This is a genomic window from Pseudomonas umsongensis, assembly GCF_002236105.1.
Lineage (GTDB): Bacteria > Pseudomonadota > Gammaproteobacteria > Pseudomonadales > Pseudomonadaceae > Aquipseudomonas > Aquipseudomonas umsongensis.
The window spans coordinates 870,384-889,562 of record NZ_NIWU01000001.1; the positions used below are offsets into that span (position 1 = coordinate 870,384).

The 19,179-nt window shown below is 61.1% G+C and carries 13 protein-coding genes, 1 tRNA gene and 1 pseudogene; 9 read left to right on the plus strand and 6 right to left on the minus strand.

The genetic code is table 11. The annotated features are described in order from the left end of the window. Positions 1-7: 7 nt before the first annotated feature. The 4 genes from selA (at position 8) to PSUM_RS03910 (ending at position 5,013) form a co-directional block, all read left to right on the plus strand. On the plus strand, positions 8-1,438 hold the full coding sequence (gene selA / locus PSUM_RS03895; RefSeq protein WP_083349019.1) for an L-seryl-tRNA(Sec) selenium transferase: 1,431 nt from the start codon (positions 8-10) through the stop codon (positions 1,436-1,438). Next, the gene (gene selB, locus PSUM_RS03900; protein WP_083349020.1) at positions 1,435-3,342 is read left to right on the plus strand and encodes a selenocysteine-specific translation elongation factor; all 1,908 of its coding nucleotides are present in this window, start codon (positions 1,435-1,437) and stop codon (positions 3,340-3,342) included. The genes selA and selB overlap by 4 nt, the downstream gene beginning before the upstream one ends. Positions 3,343-3,359: 17 nt before the next feature. Beyond that, positions 3,360-3,455, plus strand: a tRNA-Sec gene (locus PSUM_RS03905). A 469-nt stretch (positions 3,456-3,924) separates the two neighbouring features. Further along, entirely contained in the window at positions 3,925-5,013 is a 1,089-nt protein-coding gene (locus PSUM_RS03910) for an AI-2E family transporter (RefSeq protein WP_020801045.1), read from the plus strand. A 59-nt stretch (positions 5,014-5,072) separates the two neighbouring features. Here PSUM_RS03910 and PSUM_RS03915 read toward each other — a convergent pair whose 3' ends face one another. From PSUM_RS03915 to PSUM_RS03925, 3 genes are all read right to left on the minus strand, one after another. Then, a complete protein-coding gene (locus PSUM_RS03915) occupies positions 5,073-5,657 on the minus strand; it encodes a hypothetical protein (RefSeq protein ID WP_020801044.1) in 585 nt (194 codons plus the stop codon). A 170-nt stretch (positions 5,658-5,827) separates the two neighbouring features. Further along, on the minus strand, positions 5,828-6,271 hold the full coding sequence (locus PSUM_RS03920; protein WP_020801043.1) for a hypothetical protein: 444 nt from the start codon (positions 6,269-6,271) through the stop codon (positions 5,828-5,830). A 144-nt stretch (positions 6,272-6,415) separates the two neighbouring features. Continuing rightward, complete coding sequence (locus tag PSUM_RS03925) at positions 6,416-7,984, minus strand: sensor domain-containing diguanylate cyclase (protein ID WP_083349021.1); 1,569 nt, start codon at positions 7,982-7,984, stop codon at positions 6,416-6,418. A 377-nt stretch (positions 7,985-8,361) separates the two neighbouring features. Between PSUM_RS03925 and PSUM_RS03930 the strand changes: the two genes are divergently transcribed. After that, on the plus strand, positions 8,362-9,579 hold the full coding sequence (locus PSUM_RS03930) for a DUF3422 domain-containing protein (protein WP_020801041.1): 1,218 nt from the start codon (positions 8,362-8,364) through the stop codon (positions 9,577-9,579). Positions 9,580-11,215: 1,636 nt separating this feature from the next. Here the strand turns inward: PSUM_RS03930 and PSUM_RS03935 are convergent. Beyond that, entirely contained in the window at positions 11,216-12,490 is a 1,275-nt protein-coding gene (locus PSUM_RS03935; RefSeq protein ID WP_083349022.1) for a peptidase MATCAP family protein, read from the minus strand. Between the two features lie 206 nt (positions 12,491-12,696). Between PSUM_RS03935 and PSUM_RS03940 the strand changes: the two genes are divergently transcribed. Genes PSUM_RS03940 through PSUM_RS03950 form a run of 3 tightly spaced genes read left to right on the plus strand, consistent with a single transcriptional unit; the run spans position 12,697 to position 16,046 of the window. Further along, positions 12,697-13,359, plus strand: coding sequence for a VIT1/CCC1 transporter family protein (locus tag PSUM_RS03940; protein ID WP_083349023.1), 663 nt, complete (start codon positions 12,697-12,699; stop codon positions 13,357-13,359). A gap of 57 nt (positions 13,360-13,416) precedes the next feature. Beyond that, entirely contained in the window at positions 13,417-14,238 is an 822-nt protein-coding gene (gene ppk2, locus PSUM_RS03945) for a polyphosphate kinase 2 (protein WP_020800806.1), read from the plus strand. A 47-nt stretch (positions 14,239-14,285) separates the two neighbouring features. Continuing rightward, a complete protein-coding gene (locus tag PSUM_RS03950) occupies positions 14,286-16,046 on the plus strand; it encodes a SulP family inorganic anion transporter (RefSeq protein WP_083349024.1) in 1,761 nt (586 codons plus the stop codon). 76 nt (positions 16,047-16,122) lie between these two features. Here PSUM_RS03950 and yghU read toward each other — a convergent pair whose 3' ends face one another. Continuing rightward, positions 16,123-16,962 (minus strand): glutathione-dependent disulfide-bond oxidoreductase, encoded by an 840-nt coding sequence (yghU, locus tag PSUM_RS03955; protein WP_083349025.1) that lies wholly within the window; start codon positions 16,960-16,962, stop codon positions 16,123-16,125. Between the two features lie 123 nt (positions 16,963-17,085). Here yghU and PSUM_RS32545 point away from each other — a divergent pair. Then, positions 17,086-17,226 (plus strand): annotated as a pseudogene (locus tag PSUM_RS32545) (dihydrofolate reductase family protein); the annotation flags it as partial. Positions 17,227-17,444: 218 nt separating this feature from the next. Here the strand turns inward: PSUM_RS32545 and PSUM_RS03960 are convergent. Beyond that, the gene (locus tag PSUM_RS03960; protein WP_083349026.1) at positions 17,445-19,127 is read right to left on the minus strand and encodes a sigma-54-dependent Fis family transcriptional regulator; all 1,683 of its coding nucleotides are present in this window, start codon (positions 19,125-19,127) and stop codon (positions 17,445-17,447) included. Between the last annotated feature and the right edge of the window lie 52 nt (positions 19,128-19,179).

A 19,179-nucleotide genomic window follows, 5' to 3' on the forward strand; every position in this document is an offset into this window, starting at 1 on the left:
GTGCCTGATGTCTGCCAGATCCACCAGCCAAGCCTTGCGACTGCCTTCCATCGATAGCCTGCTGCGCCACCCGGCCTGCCATCCCTTGGCCGAACGCTATGGGCGCGAGGCCTTGCTCGCAAGCTTGCGCCAGTTGCTCGATGACTTGCGCCAACCGGTCCTGGCGGGGCAACTCGACGCGGTCGAACTCACCCCGCAAGTACTGGCGGGCAGGGCGGGCGAGCGTCTGGCCAGCCAGCATCGCAGTCACGTGCGTCGGGTGTTCAACCTCACCGGGACGGTCCTGCACACCAATCTGGGGCGCGCCTTGTTGCCGCAGGAAGCGATCGACGCCGTGCAAATGGCCGCGCGCTATCCGTTGAACCTGGAGTTCGACCTGCACAGCGGCAAACGCGGCGACCGCGACGATCTGATCGAGGGCCTGATTCGCGAACTGACCGGTGCCGAAGCGGTGACCGTGGTCAACAACAATGCCGCCGCGGTGCTGCTCACCCTAAACAGCCTGGGTGCGCGCAAGGAAGGCATCATCTCCAGGGGCGAGTTGATCGAAATCGGCGGCGCCTTTCGCATCCCCGACATCATGGCGCGCGCGGGGGTCAAACTGGTTGAGATCGGCACCACCAACCGCACCCATGCCCGCGACTATGAAGCCGCGATCGGCGCACGTAGCGGCTTGATCATGCGGGTACATGCGAGCAACTACAGCATCGAGGGGTTCACCACCCGGGTGCCGACCGTCGAGCTGGCGCGCCTGGCCCATCAACATGGCTTGCCACTGCTTGAAGACCTCGGCAGCGGCAGCCTGCTGGACCTGACCCGCTGGGGCTTGCCGGCCGAACCGACGGTGCGCCAGGCCCTGCTTGATGGCGCGGACATCGTCACGTTCAGCGGCGACAAATTACTCGGCGGTCCCCAGGCCGGGTTGATTGTCGGCCGCAAGGCCCTGATTGCACGGATCAAGAAGAACCCGCTGAAACGGGCGCTGCGGGTCGACAAGCTGACCCTGGCCGCCCTCGAAGCGGTGTTGGGCCTGTACCGCGACCCGGACCGCCTGGCCGAGCGACTGCCCAGCCTGCGCCTGCTTACCCGTGCGCAACCCGACATCCTGGCCCAGGCCGAGCGCCTGCAACCGTCGCTGGCCACGCGGTTGGGCGCGGGCTGGAGCGTCAGCGCGGTGCCGGCGCTGGGAATGATCGGCAGTGGCAGCCAGCCGGTGGCACGCTTGCCGAGTGCCGCGCTATGCCTGCGTGCCAATACTTCCAAGCGTCAGCGCGGGCGCGCGCTATTGAATCTGGAACGGGCCCTTCGAGCCTTGCCGATACCGGTGCTGGGGCGTATCGATGACGACGCGCTGTGGCTCGACGTGCGCCAACTGGATGACGAACCGGCGTGGCTGGCGCAACTGGAGCAACTGCAGGTGGAGGGCCGGGCAGGGTGATCGTCGGCACGGCGGGGCACATCGACCACGGCAAGACGGCATTGCTCGAGGCACTGACCGGGCAGGCTGGTGATCGCCGCCGCGAGGAGCGCGAACGCGGCATGACCATCGACCTGGGCTATCTTTACGCCGCACTGGAGCCCGGTGCGGCCTTGACTGGTTTCATTGATGTGCCGGGGCATGAGCGCTTCACCCATAACATGCTCGCCGGTGCACACGGCATCGACCTGGTGCTGCTGGTGGTGGCAGCCGATGATGGCGTGATGCCGCAAACCCGGGAACACCTGGCCATCGTCGAACTACTGGGTATTCCCCGTGCCATTGTGGCGATCACCAAATGCGACCGGGTCGAGCCGTCCAGGGTGCAGGCTGTGCGCGAGCAGATTGCAACGTTGCTGGCGCCCGGCCCGTACGCCGAGGCGCAGTTGATTGCGTTGTCGAGCGTGACTCTGGAGGGGGTGCAGACCCTGCGCCAAGCGTTGCTCAAGGCCCAGTCCGAAGTGCTGCAGCGCAGTCAGGACGGCGGTTTTCGCCTGGCCATCGATCGCGCGTTCAGTGTCCCCGGTGCGGGCATCGTGGTGACCGGCACGGCGCTGTCCGGCCAGGTCACGGTGGGCGACTCCCTGGTGCTCGGCCCCCTTGGCAAAACCGTGCGGGTTCGCGGCCTGCACGCGCAGAATCAGGCGGCCAACGTGGCGGTCGCCGGGCAGCGGGTCGCCTTGAACTTGAGTGCCGAGCGCCTGGCGTTGTCACAAATCCACCGCGGCCAGTGGTTGTCGGCGCCGTGGTTGCACGCACCGACCCAGCGCCTGGACATCGACCTGCAGCTGTTACCCGCTGAACCGCGCGCCTTCGAACACTTTGAAGCGGTGCACGTGCACCTGGGGACACGGGACGTCACCGGGCGGGTGGCCTTGCTGGAGGGTGACAGCCTGGCGCCGGGGCAACGGATGTTCGCGCAACTGCTGGTCAATGCGCCGGTGCAAGCGGTGCTGGGCGACCGGTTGATCCTGCGTGACCAGAGCGCTCAGCGCACCCTCGGCGGCGGCAGGGTGCTCGATCCCTTCGCGCCCAGTCGACACCGCCGCAGCCCCGAGCGATTGGCGCAGCTGACGGCATTGGCCGCGAGCACTCGCCTGGAAGACGTGCTGCCACCGTTACTGGCCAACAGCGATAGCGGGCTCGATCCGCAACAGCTTGAACGCCAGTTCAACCGCCCGCGCGCTACCTGGGTGCTGCCCGGCGACATACGCCTGATTGAAACCCGCCAGGCACCGGTCTTGTTCAGCGCCAGCCGATGGCAGGCCTTGCAGGATGAATTGCAGCAACACCTGGCGCGCTTCCATGAACAGGAACCGGACCACATGGGCCCGGATCGCGATCGCCTGCGCCGATTCGCCGGCAGCGCCCTGGATCGTCCGGTATTCATCAGCCTGCTTGAGCAATTGCTGGCCGCCGGACGCATCGCGGCCAGTGGGCCGTGGCTGCACCTGCCGGGGCATGAGGTACGCCTGAGCGACGAGGAGCAAGCCTTATGGCTGCAATTGCAGCCGCGGTTCGATACCGCCGGGTTCGACCCACCGTGGGTGCGCGATCTGGGATACGACGAAGCCACTGTGCGCGCACTGCTGCGCAAAATGGCGCGCCTGGGCCTGTTGCATCCGGTGGTGCGTGATCTGTTCTACACCGACACGATGATCCGTCGCCTGGCGGCTATGCTGTTGCAACTGGCCGACGACAACCCGGTCATCGAGGTATCGGCCTTTCGTGATGCGGTGGGCCTGGGACGCAAGCGCAGTATCCAGATCCTTGAGTACTTCGACCGACTCGGCCTGACCCGCCGCGTGGGCGATCGACGGCAGATCCGCCCGGACAATGCCCTGGCACGCAGGCCGAAAGATTGATCCGGGGTTCTTTTAAAGGAAGGTAATCGCGCCCGGTGGCGCGGCCGGGCTTCAAACCCGGTTGGGGACGGCATCCGTTCCCGGGCAGGTTCGACTCCGGCTACCTTCCGCCATTTTCCTTGAACATAGGTGCAGGAGCCAGCGGTGCTGCGTATCTGATCATTCCCACGCCCCGCGTGGGAATGCATCCTGTGACGCTCCGCGTCACCAGTGCGCACGGCTCACGTCCTGCGTCGTCTGCGGAACGCAGAGCGTCCCTGGCGGCATTCCCACGCAGAGCGTGGGAATGATCCAACATCGGTACAGTAGCCAGCGGTGCTGCGTACCTGATCGTTCCCACGCTCCGCGTGGGAATGCATCCTGTGACGCTCCGCGTCACCATTGCGCACGGCTCACGTCCTGCGTTGTCGCAGAGCGTCCCTGGCGGCATTCCTTTGCGGCGCATGGGAGCGATCACATCTGTTGCACCGCGTTATCGTTCTTCGCCGGCAAGCCTGGCGCCTACACGGAAACGCATTGACCCTTCGAACCTTGAAATCAGCGTCTATGCTGGGCTAACCGAATACTAGCCAGGAGACATCCATGGTACCCATGCCGCTGTCAGAGAAGGCCTTGTCCCGCGGGTTACTCGATACCTTGATCCGCGCCGGACTGATTGTCGTACTGGTGCTGTTCTGCTTCGAAATTTTCCGTCCGTTTCGCGACCTGATGCTGTGGTCGATCATCCTGGCGATCACGCTTTACCCGTTGCTAGAGCGGCTTCGGGGCCCGCTGGGGCGAAAAGACGGGCGCATTGCGACGCTGATCGTGCTGGTGGCCATCGTCATTCTCATGGTGCCGATCTACCTGATGGGCACCTCGATTGCCGATTCGGTCGAAAACGCCATGACCGTGGTTCGCGATGAAGGCATCCGCATTCCGCCTCCGGCCGATTCCGTCGCCACATGGCCACTGGTGGGCAAACCTTTGTCGGCGCTGTGGCTGCAGGCGGCCACTGACTTGCCTGGCCTGACGGCGAAATACATACCGCAAATCAAAGATTTCAGCCTGTCGTTGTTGGGCAAGCTGGCTGGCGTCGGCATGGGTTTTCTGATGTTTATCTTCGCGCTGATCATTGCCGGGATCTTCATGGCCTACGGCGAAGCCGGTAGCCGCGCATCGGTACAGATCGCCTCGCGAATCAGCGGACCGGCAAGAGGCCCTCAGATAGCGACCTTGTGTACCGCAACCATCCGCGCCGTTGCGCTTGGGGTGGTTGGTATCGCGTTCATCCAGATGCTGCTGGTGGGGTTAGGATTTGTCTTCAAGGGCGTTCCCGGTGCCGGGCTGCTGGCATTGGCGGTGTTGTTGCTGGGCATCATGCAGTTGCCGGCAACGCTGGTGACAGTCCCCGTCATTGCCTATGTTTTCGCCACCGAAGGGGCAAGCACCGCGACCATCGTCTTTGCCATCTACGTCTTCGTCGCGGGCCTGGTGGACAACGTGCTCAAGCCCTTGTTGCTGGGGCGCGGTGTCGACGTGCCGATGCCGGTGATATTGATCGGAGCCCTGGGCGGAATGGTCACCGGCGGTATCCTTGGCTTGTTCATCGGCCCGGTGGTGCTGGCGGTCGGTTACCAGCTGTTCTGGCAGTGGGTGCAAGAGCCGCCGGTGGTAGAGGAAAGGCTGTAGCGGATCATTCATGGGATCGACCGTTCAGGGACCGGCCAGATCGTTGGCGGGTTCCTGGTTCAGAACCCGAGATAGCAGCAGTAGACCAGGGCCAACGCGGCGGCGATCCCGAAGGACCTCAGTGCCTTGATGGTCGAGGGGTGCGCTGTCAGGGGGCTGATCAAGCGCTGCAGGCGAGGATCCGAATAGGCCACGGGCTGATAGCGTCCCTGCATGATTGCCAGATAGGTATAGCGAAAACCGATCAACAGGAACAGGCTTGCCAGGCTGAGGACCAGGGCGGAAAAGGTTGTGGTTTCACCTTTCGCTACCGGGTGTTCTACATCGCAGGCAGCGCTATCGACCTGCACGACAGTGATTTGCCCATGTTCGGTCGAAGCCCGTGCTCCTTCATTGAGCAGCCTGGCCTGTTGAACCAGGTCCAGGGTCTGGTACTGCCAAAGTGTCGAAGAGCCTTCCCGGCAGTAAGTGAACGTTCCCGGGTGTGGGGCGGCAATGATGCACGCGTCGTCGATCCCATGCTTTTTCAGGGTTTCAATGGCCGTTCTGGTGAAATCCAGATCGAGGATAGGAGCAATCCCTGTAGCCGAAACCGCGCCCGAGACCAGCAGACTCCCCACAACGCCGATAGTTGAAGTTTTCAAGGCTGTATCTTCCTGGTTTTTATTGGCGTTATGTCAGGGACGCGGAGCTTGAATAAACCTGCAATTAGTGGAGTCTAGAACGCGTTAGTCACTTTGAGAAGCATGCGCATTTAAAAAATCTGCACTGCAAGATTTTGCTCCGGCAGGTTTAGGGAAATGCACGGGCCAGACTATTGACAGTCATCGGCGACGGCCTTCTCGGCCCGTTGGATTTCCTGTTTCATGTCGGTGGTGATGCGCTGTTCCTTGCGTTCCTGACCGAGGAACTTCTGCTCACCCCGAGACTTGACCTCCGCGTCTTCAGCATGGATCTGCGCTTCGATGGCGGCAGAATGCTGATCGATCACCGCGTCAACCTCGGCTTCGTTCTTTGCAGTATCCAGCGCCGAAACCAGTTTGCCAGCCTCGGCTTTTTCGGCCTCGGCATAGGCCTCGACCGACAACCCGGCGGCCAGGGCCCGAGCCTGTACTTCCAGATCCTTGAGGTGCTGGCGCGCTAACGCACATACCGCTTCCTGGCGCTGACTCTGCTGCGCTTTCCAGTTGTTAAGTCCATAGACAGTGGTACCGATGACGATGATCGTTGCAGCGACCCCCAGTAATTGGACTTTCACATTCCATCCCCTCGAGTGGCCGGCGAAACAGCCTTATGGCAATGATTGCCCGAATCCATCCGGAGAATGAAAAGCGTAGCAGACTGGGTGGGACTCAAGGTCGCTCCAATTCATTGGACAGGATTTTGAACACAAAGCGGGTGCTTACAGTGGATGACTTGCGCTTGGCTCGTTGGCGCAGCACCAACGATTTCGTCCTTGATGTTTTGCCACATAGAGCAGGGCATCAGCGGCTTTGATCAAGCTGGCCGGCGTCACGCTTTCGAAACTCGGGCGGGCAGTGGTGATACCCGCGCTGGCCGTGACCTTTCCCAGGGGATGCGCACAATGCTCGATGTCCAGTGCTCGAATGGCTTGCAGAATTTCTTCGGCAACCTGTGCAGCGCCAGCGCCATCGGTGTTGGGAAGCAGCACCGTGAACTCCTCTCCACCGTATCTGACGGCCAGATCCCCCGGTCGCTTGACCGCCTGCTGGATCGCCGTCCCTACGGCGCCCAGGCAATCATCACCGGCAGCGTGCCCATAGCTGTCGTTGTAGCGCTTGAAGTAATCGACATCGAGCATGATCAATGAAAGCGTGGACCCTTGGCGCGCAGCCAGGCGAATCTGCTCGGGCAGCGCTGTATCCAGGCGTCTGCGATTGCCCAGGCCCGTCAGGCTGTCGGTCAGCGCCATGTCGCGCATGGCTTGGTGTGCGCGGCGCAATTTTCTTTCCGTCACCATTCTCTGGCGCAACTGACTCAAGACGATGAGTCCGAACACCGCGAGCACCCCGATCAGAACCACCAGCACCCACCCGGTTTTCAGTAGATCACGGCGCCAGGGCGCGATGATGGAGTCACGGGAAAGTCCGGCTTCCACCACCAGGGGATAGGTGGTCAATGCGCGGTAGCCGTACAGGCGTTCGGTGTCGTCCACGACGGCCTTGACTTCGGCGATGCCTTGGCTGGCATTGGGAAGATAACGCTTGAAAATCTCACTGTCCGCCAGGCTCTTACCCACCACGGATGCAATGAAGGGACGCCGTACCAGGATGGTCCCGTTGCGCATGGCCAGCACCAATGCACCCTTGTCATCGATCTTGAAGTCGCCGTAGTAGTCGACGAAGTAGCTGACCTTGATCGTTCCAAGGAGCACGCCGGCGAAGCTTCCATCCAGATTGTTCAAGCGACGAGAGATGGGGATGATCAGATCGTTGGTGGATCTGCTCTTCACCACCTCGCCGATGCGCACGTTTTTATCCTCGTGCGTGCGGTGATACTGGAAATAATCGCGGTCGGCGTTGTTGACGGGTTCCGGCGTGGTCTCCTTGTCGGTGACGATCCATTGGCCGTCCGCGCCGTAGATGAACAGGCCGTGCAGTTGCGGCATGATTTTCGATTGCTGGACCAACAGCTTATGAATGCGCGGGACGTTGATGTTCTGTAGTCCGTCGCCTTCCACCCGTTCACCGAGGGTGCCGGTCAGTACATCCACTTGCCGAATGGCATCTTCGGCGTGCTGCGCAGTAGCGCGCGCCAGGTTCGTCACCGAATCGCGGGCAGAGTCGAAGGCTGACCGGTAATCGCGCCACATTCGCCAACCCTCGACAGCGAGGAACGCCAGGACCACCACCAGCATGAAGCTCACGGTAAGTCGGAAGACAGTGCCACCGCGCACGGTTTTTGCGACGTCTTCATCAACCATGGGCGATGGCTGCTTGCGTCCGGGCATCAACATCTCCTTTTGCGTGCGACCTGCACACGCCGCTCACCCTCTTCAGCTGCCCAGGCTCGCCAGAGGGCAGCCTAGACTAGACAAGACCGACAAATGACAGGATCACCAGGACGATCACGACGGCACCAACGATGTAGATAATATTGTTCATGAAGACCACCTCTGTCTCTCAAGGGGTTGCGACACCAACGTGTCTAGTACAAAAGACCCCATGGTGAGCACTTGCGTTCCGCAACCCGCTTTCACAGAGCGCGCGAAAATCGGTGACTCTCGCGGGCGTCGACCTGTCCCACTGACAATAGCAGTCGAAAACGCCCTGTAAGCCCGGGCATTTATCGCAGACGCCAAAAACAACTCCAAGATGGCCACACCCTATGCACCCGTTACGACAAAGCCTGCACAACGAACTGCACGCACGCCCGTCACTGTATTTCGATGAGCCGGCCCATGTGTTTCACCTGGCTTTCCTCGGCAGCGAGCAGGTGTGCAATACCTTTCTTCAAGACTGCTGCCCTGCCTCCCTCGATCTCAAGGCTGCCCAAGGCATTACCCAGCTTGATGGCCACGCGCTGAAGTGGGAGCGCCATACCGAGTTTTTCACCTTGACCCTGGTGGTCACGTCCTCCAGCGATGATTTGTCCTGGACGGCGCTGCCCGACGCACTGGCGCGGAAAATCCAGGTGCATTTGCCGACCCTGATCAATTCGGTACAGATCGTTGTGCGTGGTGAAGCGCAGCTGGAGCTCTCGCGCTACGGTTTCAAGGACCCTTGCGGTTCCTGTGTGGGGGGAGGCGATGCGGTGGTCTGGAGTGATTTCCGGATCAGCGAGGATGGCAGTAACCACTTGTTATTCATCAACCGGCGCCTGAATGCCTACCGCCAGGGACGGATGATCCGCCGCCTCCTGGAAATCGAGACTTACCGGATGATGGCCTCGTTGTCCTTGACCATGGCCAAGGACTTGAGTGCCCAGCTCGATGTGTTCGACAAGACCTTGGTCACCCTCTCAGAACGCAACGCAGACCCTGCCGGCAGTCATGCCAAAGCCCTGCTGGCGGATATCTCCAACCTTTCTGCCCAGGTGGTCAGCACGACGGCGAAAACGCGCCATCGCTTCAGTGCCACCCAGGCCTATGCGCAATTGGTGTTCGAACGCCTGGGTGAACTGCGAGAAAGTCATGTAGGTGATTGCCAGCGCCTTGGCGTATTTATCGAGCGCCGCTTCAAGCCCACCGTCAGGTATTGCACGGCTACCGAGCAGCGACTGGAGCATCTGGCCGAAAGCGTGGCCAATCTGGGCGACCTCTTGCAGGCAAGGGTCCAGGTGGAAATGGAAGAGCAGAACTCGGCAATTCTCAGCAGCCTGAACGCCCGCGCCGATGCCCAGATCAAGATCCAGCGAGCAGTGGAGGGTCTTTCGATCATTGCTATCAGCTACTACCTGCTGAGCCTGCTCAAGCTGGGTTACTCGGGACTGCACCTGCTCGGCGTGGCGCTGACCCCACGCGAGGCCATGTTGGCCATGGCGCCCCTTGCGATCGGGATTCTTGTCTGGATCATCCTGCATATCAGGAAAGTCAAAGAGCATTGACGCAACGACGCGTATGCTCGGTTTTCGATGTATATCCATTTGCGCGGCAACGGCCACTAAGGTTTCGCCCTTACTGTAGGAGCGAGCATGCTCGCGAAAAACCTGAGAGCGCCGCGGGGTATCAGATGCCCCGAAGCATGCCGGCGAAGGCGTACTGGTAGGCGATAATTGTCTTTCAGGTGTACATATCCGTTGCTGCGGTAACGGCCACTTAGGGTTTCGCTTTTACAGCGAGTCACTTGGAAAAACGGAACGCCGCCCGGCCCCAAGTAACCAAGGGCTCTTGCCCCTGGCGTTCGGCCCCTCGCTAAGGCTCGGGGTACCCTCGCTCCGGTCCTGCTCCGTGGGCCCGCCGCGATGGGCCATCCTTGGCCCAGCGCGGCTAAACCGGCATCCATGCCGGTTTACCCACTGCGCAGAACCTCCACTCGGCCTCTCGAGGGGGCAAGAAAATCAAAAGCCAGATCACAATCAAAAGCGAGGCGGCCGACCGGCCGGCCTTGATTGGAAGCCATACGCGTACCTTCTGTAGGAGCGAGCATGCTCGCGAAAAACCTGAGAGCACCGCGGGCTACCAGGTGCCCAGCGTCATCGTTGACGACCATCGTCGGAACGCCGCCCGAAGCATGCTCGCTCCTACAGAGGATATCGGTGCCTCGGTCAAAGTTAGGTCGGCTTTCAGGCCGCCTCGCTTTGCTGTTGATCGCGAGCGCCCCGTTAACCACGATGGCCGAACGCAGGCATTGCGCAGTGGGTAAACCGACAGGACACCGGTTTAGCCGCGCTAGGCCATGGAAGGCCCATCGCGGCGACCCACGGAGCAATGCCGGAGAGAGGGCATGCCGAGCCTTAGCGAGGCACCGAGTGGTGGGGCAAAGCCTTTTGCTTCCTTTTTGGCGTTTGAAAAAGGGAGTCGCTGTAAAAGCGAAACCATAAGCGGCCTTTACCGCAGCAATGGATATGCACTCCGACAACCAATTTCACACAGGGCTTGTGACGCTTCGCATCACCGTTGCGCACGGCTCAATTAATGCGTCGTCAGCGGAACGCGGAGCGTCCCTGGCGGCATTCCCACGCAGAGCGTGGGAACGATCAATCGCCAGCAGGCTCGCTACCACAGGGGATCCAGGTACACCGGTAAAAGTCAGGTCGGCTTTAAGGCCGCCTCGCTTTGGCTTTTGATCTGGGGCGCCCCGTTAACCACGCTGGCCGAACGCAGGCATTGCGCAGTGGGGAAACCGGCAGGACGCCGGTTTAGCTGCGCTGGGCCAGGGACGGCCCATCGCGGCGACCCACGGAGCAATGCCGGAGAGAGGGCATGCCGAGCCTAAGCGAGGCACCGAGTGGTGGGGCAAAGCCTTTTGCTTCCTTTTTGGCGTTTGAAAAAGGGAGTCGCTGTAAAAGCGAAACCATAGGAGGCCGTTACCGCAGCAATGGATATGTACGCAGGCAACCAATTTCACACAGGGCTTCCTGTGACGCCCGCATCACCGTTGCGCACAGCTCAATTAATGCGTTGTCAGCGGAACGCAGAGCGTCCCTGGCGGCATTCCCACGCAGAGCGTGGGAACGATCAACTCCCCGCGGTGGTTGTGCCACCATCGCGAGCATGCTCGCTCCTACAGGTCCTACCTTCCTAGGCACTGGCATCGGCTTCATGTGCATCGGCGAAGGCCATGAGCACGTCAAGGTCGAGCACATCCAGCTTGATCCTCGAGATGAAAGCAGAGAAGGCCAGATTGGCGGCGAGCAGGCGCAGGTCCGAGGCCCAGGCCGGCAGATGGACTGGCCCCTGGAGCCAACCGGACTCGAAGAGCGGGGCCAGGCGTACGGTGTCCCCCAGGCTCAGGCGCCCGGCGAACAGATAGCCGACCAGTTCCGGTCGGTTGTCGCGGATCGCGATGCGCAGCAAGGTGTGCACGCCAAGCAAGCCGGTCAGGTAGGCCGCATCCTTGGTGAACGCCGAACCACCGTGCAGATCCGCACCGCGAAATACCCGCTGGGTCGAGCGGAAGGATTCCTCCTGGGTCTGGCCGGCAGAGAGAAAACCTTCGAACACCTGGATGAAATCGGCGCCATCGAGCGCCTGTTGCACCGCGAGCACACGCAAGGCGAGGCGACGCAGGCGGTTGATGTCCATGCTGCCGGTGAACAGCTCGGCGAGGGTGGCGATACCTTCCTGGGTCTGGGTGGTACGCGGTGCTCCCAGGCCAAGACTCTTGAGGTTTGATTGCAACGCGCCGTTCTGCGCCGTGGCGACATGCACGAAAGCCTCGTGCTGCAACAGCTGGTTCTTGTCCAGTTGCGAAAACAGTGCGCTGGCCCGCAGGCGAATGCGGCTCGCCCCGGCGATGGCCTTGGCGGCCAGGGTCGGATCGAGCACCACTGTGATCCGGCCCGGGCCGAAGAAGCGGTCCAGTTCCGGTTGCATCCAGGCGGCGAAGGCCTCGGCCGGGATCTCAGCAGGGCTCGGAGGAATCCGCGCTCCGCCCAAAAGGGCGTCGGTGGTCTTGAGGAAGAAGTGGGCCGCGTCCAGCATGCTCAGGTTCAGGCTCGGATAGTAGAAGTCCGGACGCCGATACAAGGCTGACGAAAACTGGGTAAAGGCGGGCGTGCCTATGGCACCGAGCATGTGCCCGGCCGTGGCATAGCTGCGCGCGGTCATGGCCAGGTGGCGCCCGGCTGGATGCCCCTCATCGCAGCGACCGATAAAGGCTTCGAGCGCACAAATGTCGGCGCCGTGATCACGCGGGCGCAACTCGACCCTGGGCAATTGCGCTTGTCCGGCGCGCCAGCGCGCCAGGAAATTTTCCTCGACCCCCTCCGGCCAGGCCAGGGCATCCAGCACGCGGATCTTGCGCACCAGACCGGGCAGGGCGGCATCGAGTTCGGACAGGGGAGCGCTGCTCACGCACATCTCCATGGGCAATCAGGTTCAATTGTAAAAGCTTAGTCGGTGCCGAGGCGTCGCGGTGCGACGGTGCAGTCTGAATCGTCAGCGAAACAAGCTTTTCAAACTACACTGAAAATCTGTTGAAACCGCCCAGTGATAAAAGACCGCTGCAGTGGCCTGTCTCAAAGGGCCTCACGTGGACGCGGCCGTGCGAGGATGACTGCATGCAAGGTACAGCAGAGCAAAAGCGGGCACGAGTACTTGATCCGGTCGATCGCGTGACGGAAGTGATCTTTGGCCTGCTCATGGCAATGACCTTCACCGGAACCATCAGCGTGGCAACATCTGGCCAGGAGGCGGAACGCACGATGATGTTCGCAGCGCTGGGTTGCAACCTGGCCTGGGGGCTTGCCGACGCAGTGATGTATTTACTGCGCAGCCTGATCGAGCGCACGCGCAAACGTACGCTGTTCACCGCCCTGAGCGGCGCAGCGGATGCGGCGACCGGGCAAGCGCTGATTGCCGATGCACTGCCACCACGTCTCGTCGCCGCGGCCGGTCCCGAAGAGCTGGAGTCGCTGCGTCTGCGCTTGGTCAAATTTGCCAACACGTCGGTGCAGCCACGCCTTACCTGGGACGACATCAGGGGCGCGGTCGGGGTGTTCCTGTTGGTGGTGGCATCGACATTTCCCCTCGTGGTGCCGTTTCTGTTGCTCGACCAGACAGCGCTTGCCGTACGCCTGTCCAACCTGGTCGGGCTGGTGGTGCTGTTCCTCGCCGGTTGGATACTGGCGCGCTATGCCGGCGCAAAACCCTGGGTTGGCGGCGTTGCGATGGCGGTCACCGGTGCCGTGCTGATCGTCGCGATCATTGCACTCGGTGGCTGAGCAGCCAGCAATCACACTGCGTACCTGTCGACAACCTGTTTTCTTGAGGTCTTGGTCATGGCAAAGGACAAAAAGAAAGCCGCTAAGGGTTATCCCGCACAAAGCCTGAAGCTGAAGAACAGCGATTACCTTGAGCAACTGCGCCTGCTGCACGTCGAGTTGGTCAAATTGCAGGAATGGGTAAAAGCCAAGGGCATCAAGATCTGCATTGTCTTCGAGGGGCGCGACGGCGCCGGCAAGGGCGGGACCATCAAGGCACTGACCGAGCGTGTGAGCCCGCGGGTGTTTCGCGTGGTGGCGCTACCGGCACCGACTGATCGGGAAAAAAGCCAGATGTATGTCCAGCGCTACCTGCCGCACCTGCCGGCAGCTGGCGAAGTGGTGATCTTCGATCGCAGTTGGTACAACCGTGCGGGCGTGGAGCGGGTGATGGGGTTCTGCACTAAGGAGCAGGTTGCACGGTTTCTGAAAACGGTGCCCAACGTGGAGCGGGCGATTGTCGATTCGGGCATTATTTTGCTTAAGTATTGGCTGGAAGTCAGTCCTGAGGAACAGACCCGACGACTGGAAGAGCGTATCAAGGATGGGCGCAAAATCTGGAAGCTTACCCCCATGGATCTCAAATCCTACAGCCGTTGGTATGACTACTCGCGAGCCCGTGACGACATGTTCCAGGCGACCGACACCGAGCACGCCCCCTGGTTGGTCGCCAACTCAAACGACAAGCGCCGCGCGCGGCTGAACATCATTTCTGATTTGCTCAGTCGTGTTCCCTATGAGGACGTCGCACGCGAGAAGGTGGTGTTACCCAAGCGGCAGAAGCCTGGCGGTTATCGCGAGCCGGATTATCCGCTGCGGCGAATTCCCGAAAAATTCTGAGAGGCACCTTCCGCGGCGCTATGCCGGACACTAAAGGCCATAGACACATGAGCCATTCGGATATTTCGCCGCCCACCCCGGAACCGGGTCGCATTGCACCTCGCGATAGCGGCGTCGGCAACGGCTGGAGCCGTTGGCTCCCCGGGCTTGTTACGCTGCGAGAGTACCAGATAGCCTGGTTGCGCCATGACATCATGGCCGGCCTGGTGCTCACCACCATGCTGGTGCCCGTCGGCATCGCCTACGCCGTGGCGTCAGGCGTGCCCGGCATCTATGGCCTGTACGCGACCATCGTTCCGCTCATCGCTTATGCACTGTTCGGCCCCAGCCGGATCCTGGTGCTGGGGCCGGATTCCTCGCTGGCGGCAGTGATCCTTGCCGTCGTCTTGCCACTGTCGGGCGGCGACCCTCATCGCGCGGTTGCCCTGGCGAGCATGATGGCGATCGTGTCGGGCGCCGTGTGCATCCTGGCGGGCATCGCACGCCTGGGCTTCATTACCGAGCTGCTGTCCAAACCGATCCGTTACGGCTACATGAACGGCATCGCCATCACGGTGTTGATCAGTCAATTGCCGAAAATCTTCGGTTTTTCGATCGAGTCCGACGGTCCGTTCAGAAACCTGTGGGCGATCACCACCGGGGTGATGGAGGGCAAGGCCAACTGGACCACTTTCATGGTGGGCGCCGCCACGCTGGCGGTGATCCTGCTGCTCAAAGGCCACAAGCGTATCCCGGGCATCCTCATCGCCGTGGCAGGCGCGACCATCGCCGCGGGTGTGCTGGGCCTGGCCAAGGGCGCGGGTGTGGCGGTCCTCGGTGCGCTTCCCCAAGGTTTACCAGCGTTCGCGATCCCCTGGATCACCCGCGACGACCTGGTCCCGGTGATTATCGGCGGTTGCGCCGTCGCCCTTGTTTCGTTTGCCGACACCAGTGTGCTCTCGCGGGTCTACGCGGCGCGCACCCGTACCTATGTCAACCCGAACCAGGAGATGGCGGGGCTGGGCTTTGCCAATCTGGCGGCGGGGTTTTTCCAGGGTTTTCCCATCAGCAGCAGTTCTTCACGCACGCCCGTGGCCGAAGCCGCCGGCGCCAAGACCCAGTTGACTGGCGTGGTCGGCGCACTGGCGGTGGCCGTGCTGTTGATGGTGGCGCCGAACCTGCTGGAAAACCTGCCCAACAGCGCACTGGCAGCCGTGGTGATCGCCTCGGCCATCGGCTTGATCGAAGTCGCCGACCTGCGACGCATTTATCGTATCCAGCGCTGGGAGTTCTGGCTGTCGATCGCCTGCACCATTGGCGTCGCCGTGTTCGGGGCGATCGAAGGTATCGCCCTGGCTATCGTGATCGCCGTTATCGAGTTCCTGTGGGATGGCTGGCGGCCGTACTCCGCAGTGCTGGGGCAAGCCGAGGGGGTCAAGGGCTACCACGACATCCAGCGTTATCCGAACGCGCACCTGATCCCCGGTCTGGTCTTGTTTCGATGGGATGCGCCATTGTTTTTCGCCAACGCCGAACTGTTCAACGAGCGTGTGCTGAACGCCGTGGCGGCCTCGCCCACGCCGGTGCGCTGGTTGGTCGTGGCGGCGGAGCCGGTCACCAGTGTCGACGTGACCTCGGCCGACATGTTGGCAGAGCTCGACGACACCCTGCACGCGGCGGGCATCAAGTTGTGCGTGGCAGAGATGAAGGACCCGGTCAAGGACAAACTCAAGCGCTTCGGGCTTTTCGCAAGGTTTGGCGAATCGGCGTTTTTTCCCACGATAGGGGCTGCAGTCGACAACTATCTGGCGATGCACCCCGAGCAATAGCTGGCGGGTTGGAAGGGGAAGTAACGGGCGCCGCTCTTGTCGCCCGGCGCTGTGAACGCCGGACGTATGCGGTCCTTCAGCCCAGATCAGCAGCCTGATGCCGTTCAGGCACCTGGCTCGCCTCATCCCCCCACGTCCGATTTACACGCTGACCGCGGATGACCGCCGGTCGATTGGCGATTTCTTGCGCCCATCTTTGCACGTGGGTGTATTGGTGGGCGGATAGAAATTCGGCAGCCGAATACACGTTGTTGCGCACCAACTGGCCGTACCAGGGCCAGACCGCGATGTCGGCGATGGTGTAGCGGTCACCGGCCAGGTAGGGGCTTTGCGCAAGTCGGCGGTCGAGGACATCCAGTTGCCGCTTGGTCTCCATCGTGAAGCGGTTGATCGGGTATTCGAGCTTCTCCGGCGCATAGGCGTAGAAGTGCCCGAAGCCGCCGCCCAGGTAAGGCGCCGAACCCATTTGCCAGAACAGCCAGTTCAGGGTTTCGGTGCGTCCCGCGAGATCGGTGGGCAGGAAGGCGCCGAACTTTTCCGCCAGGTAGAGCAGGATCGAACCGGATTCGAACACGCGCAGCGGCGGCTCGACGCTGCGATCCAGCAACGCCGGGATCTTCGAGTTCGGGTTGATCTCGACAAAGCCGCTGGAAAACTGTTCGCCCTCGCTGATGCGTATCAGCCAGGCGTCGTATTCGGCACCGGTATGCCCAAGCGCCAATAGCTCCTCGAGCATGATCGTCACTTTTACGCCATTGGGCGTCGCCAGCGAATACAGTTGCAACGGATGCGTGCCTGTCGGCAGTGTCTTGTCATGGGTCGGGCCGGCAACAGGGCGGTTGATATTGGCAAACTCGCCGCCAGAGGGCGCGTTGTTTTTCCAGACCTTGGGAGGAACATAAGACGCTTTGCTCACGTGATGGACCCCATAGTTCGTTGTGATGACGTTGACCTGGGGTAAAACAGTATGTCGCCGGGGCGCTTCGAGCAACTGCTGTCGATTTCGCAGAGGTCCATTCGACCAGGGTTCAGGGAATGCATCTGGTTCGATGTTCCCAGGGCAGGAACTTTCACGAGGGCGAATCAGGAGAAGAGTATGCGCAAGCTTATCGTTGCCGCTTTCATCAGCCTCGATGGCGTCATTCAAGCACCCGGCGGGCCTGATGAAGACACCAGCGGCGAGGCGCGCACGGGATCTTTTGAAGAGGTGGAACGGCAGTGACCGCAACGTGCTCCCGGCGACGGCTCGTTGAAGGAGAAGGCCTGATCAGAACAACTCGCGGGTGTAGGTGATGTACACCCGCTCATCGATATCCCGTTGATTAGGGACAGTGCTGCGCAGTGACACGCTCAAGCCTTTAAGCGCCAGTGGAGACCCGTGCGCTTGAAGGCCAGGCCTCAATCCGGCTTCTTTTTCAGCCGGTAAGCCAGTGCCGGTCGCGTCATTCCGAGCAGGCGCGCTGCTTCCGAAACGTTCTGCCCGGCGCGTTCCATGGCACCTTGCAGGAGTTGCTCTTCCATGGCTTCAAGGCTCACTCCAAGATCGAGCAGGCGGCCCACCCACTCATCGGTGGGCGCCAGCTTCTGGCTGATCAAAGCACCTTCGCTCGACAGGCCAATACTGTAGGCCTCGTCGGACTGGTGCGGGAACAGTGCCTCCACGGAAATGCTCTGATTGCTGTCTGTGATGATCACGCCACGTTCGATGAGATTTTGCAGCTCACGGATATTGCCTGGCCAGTCATAACGCAAGCAGGCCTCGCTGGCGCGATCCGACAGGCCGAGGGTTTTTTTCTGGTAGCTCTGATGCAGTTTCTCAAGGAAGTGCTCAATCAACAGCGGGATGTCTTCGCGACGCTCGCGCAACGCGGGCACCCGCACCGGGTAGACGTTCAATCGGTAATAAAGGTCGGCACGGAAACGTCCTTCCTTCACCGCCTGCGCGAGATCCTCATGCGTAGCACCGATGACGCGCACATCGACAGTGCGCGTCTGGTTATCGCCCACCCGTTCCAGCTCACCCTCCTGCAACACCCGTAGCAGGCTGGCCTGGGCACGAGGCGTCAGTTCGATGATTTCATCGAGAAACAAGGTGCCGCCATGTGCGCGTTCGAAGCGACCCATGCGCGCTTGTTGAGCGCCGGTGTAAGCGCCTTTTTCGACGCCAAACAGCTCCGCTTCAATCAGGTCTGGCGAGATGGCTGCGCAGTTCAGGGCTATGAAAGGACCGCCAGCGCGCTCGCTGCGCAAATGCAGACTGCGCGCGATGACTTCCTTGCCGACGCCGGTTTCACCCAGTAGCAGGACTGAAGCCTTGCCTGGGGCGACTTTGTCGATCAGGTCGCAGGTCTTGCGGTAGATCGCTGACCGGCCGATGCCGTAAAACTGGCCTGCACCCAGTTGCAGGCGCTGGTTCATGTTTTCTACTTGAAGCTGCAGGGTGTGTAATTCATCGATGATTGAATCACTTTGGAAATAGCGCATGAACGTGTCGGCATCCTCCCATTCCTCGGCGGGCTTGCCGATAATCCGACACATTGTGTCCCCGCATCCCCGGCAGCTGACCTCCTTGTAAATGATCTGCCGGCCGATGAAAAACGACGAATAGCTGATTGCGTAGCCCAGGAGCATCCAGCAAATCGGCTGATCGGAATGCAGTTGTTCACTCTGGTGGTTTTCCACTTCGAAAGAGTCTATCCACTCGATGTCGGCATAGAAGGTTCCGGCCTCGATATCGATGTCCATCTTCAACGGACGCACCTTGACCATGCCCTTGAGCGAGTGCAGTTGCGGTCCGATAAGGAACATATCGATGTCACTGGCATTGGGCCGTAGTTTTCGTGCCAGCTGCGCATCCTTGAGCCCGGACTGATAGCCCAGGCGAAGGAAAAAGCCCTTTGCACGTTCTGCTCCGATCATCTCGATCAGCTCCCTGCGAAACGACGCCATCGCCGAAACCTGCATCAGCATCATGCGTTGCTCATCGAGCCAGATCTTTCCTTCGCCGCCGAGAAAGTGCACGCGGTCGGTCAGGTCCTTGAGCTGTGCAGAATGCTCGGAGGCCCGGTATTTCATGGTCATGAAAACAAACCCCTATGTCTTTTTGTTTGTGGGGATAACAGGGCTCCTTGCA

Excerpts from the sequence above, each read along its gene's own strand:
- PSUM_RS03925 (WP_083349021.1), bottom strand. The coding sequence starts at position 7,984 with ATGCCCGGACGCAAGCAGCCATCGCCCATGGTTGATGAAGACGTCGCA.
- PSUM_RS03950 (WP_083349024.1), top strand. The coding sequence starts at position 14,286 with ATGAGCCATTCGGATATTTCGCCGCCCACCCCGGAACCGGGTCGCATT.
- PSUM_RS03910 (WP_020801045.1), top strand. The coding sequence starts at position 3,925 with ATGGTACCCATGCCGCTGTCAGAGAAGGCCTTGTCCCGCGGGTTACTC.
- PSUM_RS03940 (WP_083349023.1), top strand. The coding sequence starts at position 12,697 with ATGCAAGGTACAGCAGAGCAAAAGCGGGCACGAGTACTTGATCCGGTC.
- PSUM_RS03930 (WP_020801041.1), top strand. The coding sequence starts at position 8,362 with ATGCACCCGTTACGACAAAGCCTGCACAACGAACTGCACGCACGCCCG.
- ppk2 (WP_020800806.1), top strand. The coding sequence starts at position 13,417 with ATGGCAAAGGACAAAAAGAAAGCCGCTAAGGGTTATCCCGCACAAAGC.
- selA (WP_083349019.1), top strand. The coding sequence starts at position 8 with ATGTCTGCCAGATCCACCAGCCAAGCCTTGCGACTGCCTTCCATCGAT.
- PSUM_RS03960 (WP_083349026.1), bottom strand. The coding sequence starts at position 19,127 with ATGACCATGAAATACCGGGCCTCCGAGCATTCTGCACAGCTCAAGGAC.